The organism is Actinomyces polynesiensis, from assembly GCF_000820725.1.
GTDB lineage: Bacteria > Actinomycetota > Actinomycetes > Actinomycetales > Actinomycetaceae > Pauljensenia > Pauljensenia polynesiensis.
Genome location: NZ_CCXH01000192.1, coordinates 1 through 4353, shown reverse-complemented (window position 1 = coordinate 4353; position 4353 = coordinate 1). Strand labels below are relative to the sequence as shown.

The following is a 4353-nucleotide window of genomic DNA, read 5'->3' as shown; positions in this document are numbered from 1 at the left end:
CATGGAGATGCGCTCCCCCGCCGTCAGGAGGATGTCCATCTCGCGGTCGGGTGCCCGGTCCGTGATCTGTGCGGCCGTGTCGAGGAGGTCGTCGGTCGTGTCGCCCATGGCGGAGACCACGACCACCACCTGGTGTCCGGCGTTGCGGGTCTCGACCACGCGCCTGGCGACACGCTTCATGGCCTCCACATCGGCCACCGATGAACCGCCGTACTTCTGCACGATCAGTGCCACGGGTCCTCCCCCGACCCCGCCCGGTGCGCGAGTCGCAGCCAATCCTAGGGAGTCGCCCGGAATCAGCGCGTCCTGACCGGGATACGGGCGCAGATGACATCACTGTGAGCCACGACCCACGGGCCCGGTCGGGGACCACTCCTCCCGACCGGGCCCCGCCCCCTGTCCCACAGCTCCTCGGCCCCGATCCGCCCGTCCCCGCAGATCCCACCGCCCGGCGTCCGCCCGGGCGCTCAACCCGTCAGCTCGTAGACCGTCACCCCGGACACGTCGCGGGGGGTGAACGTCGACTCCACCCAGCGGCTGATCTCGTCGGTCTCCCCCGACAGATCCGCCTGTCCCTCCGGCTCCGAACCGGTCGGGGGCACGACCCAGTAGTGGATCCTCCCCGCGGAGACCATCTCCTGGAACGCGCTGAGCGAGGGGACGGGGGTGGTGCCAGCTGGGCCACCCACCGGCATCACGGCACTGCCCAGGGCGAGCTGGAGCTGACCGGCGTAGGCAGTCCCGACGGTCGCCGCCGCCCACTCGTGGTCGCGGGCATCGGTCAGGAGGGTGGAGAGCAGGGCCGCCGAGGGCGAGGCCGACGAGGGCGACGCGGTGGCGGGGATCGCGGACGAGGACGACCCCGTCGTCCCCTCGGCCGCAGAGGACGAGGACACGGGTGCCGTCGGACCCACCGGGGTCCCAACAGCTCCCACGGCCAGGACAGCGGGACCCGCGAGGCAGGCGAGGGCGCTTGCACACAGCACGGCCCCCGCCAGGACCCGGCGACCCCCACCCGGCGCCGAGGAGCGGAGCGGATCCGCGCCCCTGCCCGGGGCCGGCACGAGGAGGAGACACACCGCGACCGCTCCGGCCAGGGCGATCCCCGCGACCAGGACGGGTCGACCCTGGCCTCCGCGGAGCAGCAGCAGGACCGACCACGCCGCCGTCATCGCCACCGCGAGCGCCTCCACCCGTCGGAGGTCCCGTGCCGAGCGCCGACCGGCGGCCGTGGTTCTGGTCGTGGCTCCGGCTGCGGCCGTCGTGGTCGTCACCGTCGTCGTGGCCGTGGTCATCACCGTCGTCGTGGCCGTGGCCGTGGCCGCCCATCCCAGAGCGGCCGTGAGGGCGATGGGCACGCCCAGGAGCACGCCAGCACCGCCGGTCGCCCCCCGCGCGTCGAGGGCCACGACGACCAGGGTGGTGAGCACCCACGTGACGGCGGCGAGCAGGGCGGCCCGGGTCATGTCGCGCCGGGGGCGGCCCCGCAGTGACCACAGGCCCGAGGCCGCCAACACCACCGCGGCCGGGAGCAGCCATGACCCGCCGGACGACGTCCCGAGGACCTCCACCAGTCGGTGGAGAGCGGCCTCCGTTCCTCCGCTCCCCGTCGTGGCGGAGCCGGCCACGTCGAGGAGCGAGTCCGTCGCGGACCCACCCAGCCACGGACGCGAGCCCGAGGGGACCAGGACCGTGAGCAGACCCCACCACCCCCCGCACACGATGGCGACTGCGACCATGAGCAGCACCCGCCCACCCCTGCGGGCGAGCGACCCGGGGGCCACCAGCAGCTGGACGAGCACCACTGCCGGCAGGACGAGCACGACACCGGGGTGCCCACTGAGGTGGACCATGCCGAGCAGGAGACCGGTGACCAGGACCCAGCCCACGCCCCCCTGCGCAGCTCCGCGCAGGCCGGACCACAGGGTGAGCACCAGCAGGAGGACGAGGGCGGCACCGGGACCGTTGCCCCGGAAGGTGGCCACACCGATCGGAGTGGCGGCCACGGCGAGACCTGCCCAGAAGGCGGGCCACCGCCCTCCGAACCGGTGGACGCAGGCCCACACCACCCACACCGTCGCCACACCCATGACGGCCTGGGGCAGCAGGACCGCCCACGGGCTCAGCCCGAGCAACCTCACCGACGGCGCCATCACCCAGATCGGCAAGGGGGTGACCCCCACCGTGACCGACGCCGACAGGTCGGAGGACCCCCACAGCAGTGCCCACCACGACTGCGACCCCGCCTGGGCCGCGGCCGACAGGGTCGTGTCCGCCCACCCTGACGCCGACAGTCCCAGCAGGTACAGCAGGGAGGCAGCGCCCAGGAGGACGACGACCTCAGGGCGCGCGACGGCGGCACGGACGAGGGTCGCCAGCTGCGGCACCTGCCCCGGTGCCCGCTCCCCGGCTCGCCGGGTTCCCGCGCCCGCAAGGGCGGGAGGCGGGGAACTCGCTCCTACGGAGGCCGAGGAGACGGGAGACGGGGCAGGCGCGTCGGTGAGAGCCGGGGAGACGGGAGTCCCACCGGCCCGGATCCCGTCCCGTACGGTCACACCCGGGACGGTCACGGTCTCATCCGCGTCGCGCAGGACCACGTCGGCATCCGTGTGGGTCCCCGCCGGCATCGGCGGTCCCGTCGGTCTGGCCGGCTCGGGAGCCCCCGGCCGCCCTCGTTCCCGCTCGCGGGGCGAGGTCCACCCCCGTGTCACCGGCCAGCAGGCAGCGCAGGAGGGCAGCGGACCAGGATGCGGCCCGCACCACCGACCCGAGGGTGCGGGACCTCCGGGCGAGTCCGTCGAGTCGACCCCCCGCAGCTGCGGGACCGGCTCCTGCGGCGTCGACACCTGAAGTGCGCGCACCTGCGGCGGTGTCTCCTGCGGCACCGACCCCCGCAGCACCGCCTCCCGCACCGGTGCGCCGGAGGGACCCGCGGGTCCCCTCCGGCTCCGTCGGTACGGGCACAACTCTGCTCTGGGAGGTCATGCCCCCACTGTCGCGGCGCTCCGAAGGACGGCCCTGTGGCGGACCTATGCCACAGCTGTGGGGATCGGGCCCGTTCCGCGGACCCCGACCGGTGGACTCAGGCCTGGGTGGTCCGCGGCAGCACCACCCGGAAGGTGGTCCCGCGCTCCGAGGTCTCCAGGTCGACGTGTCCACCGAGCGAGGCGGCGATCGAGGAGACGATGGACAACCCCAGTCCCGAGCTGCCCGCCCCGCTGCGGGTGCGGGACGTGTCGCCGCGGACGAAGCGGTCGAAGACCTGACCGCGGAGGTCCTCGGGGATCCCGGGGCCGTCGTCGGCCACGGTCACGGTCACCGACCCGGCGGGCTCGGCGTGCACCCCGACGACCACGTGCGTCCCCGCCGGGGTGTGGACACGGGCGTTGTTGAGGAGGTTCGCCAGCACCTGGCGCAGGGCGTACTCGTCACCGACCACGACGCAGGTCGCGGAGGCGTCCTCGTCGATCTCGAGGGACCACTCGTGGTCGGGACCGGCGGCGTGGGCGTCCGAGACGGCGTCGACCACCAGGGGCACCACGTCCACCGGGACCGACTGGAGTTCCCTCCCGGCGTCGAGGCGTGCGAGGAGGAGCATGTCCTCCACCAGACCGGACATCCTCCTGGACTCCGAACCGATGCGCGAGAGCGCCAGCTCGGGGTCGACGGAGCCCTGTTGCAGCAACTGCGTGTAGCCCTGGATGGAGGCGAGCGGGGTGCGCAGCTCGTGGGACGCATCGGCGACGAACTGGCGCAGGCGCTGCTCGGAGCGCAGGCGCTCACGCAGGGCGGACTCGACGTTGTCGATCATCGTGTTGAGGGCCAGGCCGACGTCACCGATCTCGGTTCCCGTCTCGACCAGGGAGGGGTCGACGTGCTCGAGCGGCTCGATGCGGGTGCTCCCCAGGTCCAGGGCGGCGATGCTCCGCGCGGTGGATGCGACGCCGGCCAGTGGCGCCAGTTCGCGCACGAGCCATCGGCGCCCGGTAAACGCCGCGAGGGAGGCGATGACCAGTGCGATGAGACCCGCGATCCACAGGAGGGTGACCAGGGTGCGGCCCGTGCGTGCCATGGACTGCCCGATGACCACGCGACCGCTGTCCGTGTCGGCGGCGACGACGCGGAAGCGTCCCACACCGTCGAGGTTGACGGTGTGGCCGTGCCCGTCGGCCCGGACCTGGAGCAGGGTGGCCTGGGCGTCCTCGTCGAGGGCGACGACCTCGTAGTCCTGCACCACCCCGGAGATCGTGGTCCCGTCCCAACTCACGAGTTGGAGGGATCCCTCGTCGGAGCCGGGACCGTCCAGACCGGAGGGTGTTCCCCCCGACCCGCTCTGGCCCTCGTCCTCGCCCT

Annotated in this window: 3 protein-coding genes; all 3 read right to left on the bottom strand. The window is 73.7% G+C overall.

Annotated elements, in window-relative coordinates; translation table 11 throughout:
- On the bottom strand, positions 1–234 hold a 234-nt coding region (locus tag TA90_RS08110; RefSeq protein WP_043535707.1), incomplete at its 3' end, for an amino acid kinase family protein.
- Positions 235–467: 233 nt separating this feature from the next.
- Positions 468–2627 (bottom strand): ArnT family glycosyltransferase, encoded by a 2160-nt coding sequence (locus TA90_RS15775; RefSeq protein ID WP_147513432.1) that lies wholly within the window; start codon positions 2625–2627, stop codon positions 468–470.
- Between the two features lie 455 nt (positions 2628–3082).
- Positions 3083–4353: sensor histidine kinase (locus TA90_RS08100; RefSeq protein WP_052450662.1), on the bottom strand; the 1271-nt coding region annotated here is incomplete at its 5' end.

What these genes read in the sequence shown, in the direction of transcription:
- TA90_RS15775 (WP_147513432.1), bottom strand. Translation starts at nt 2,627, where the DNA reads ATGCCGGCGGGGACCCACACGGATGCCGACGTGGTCCTGCGCGACGCG.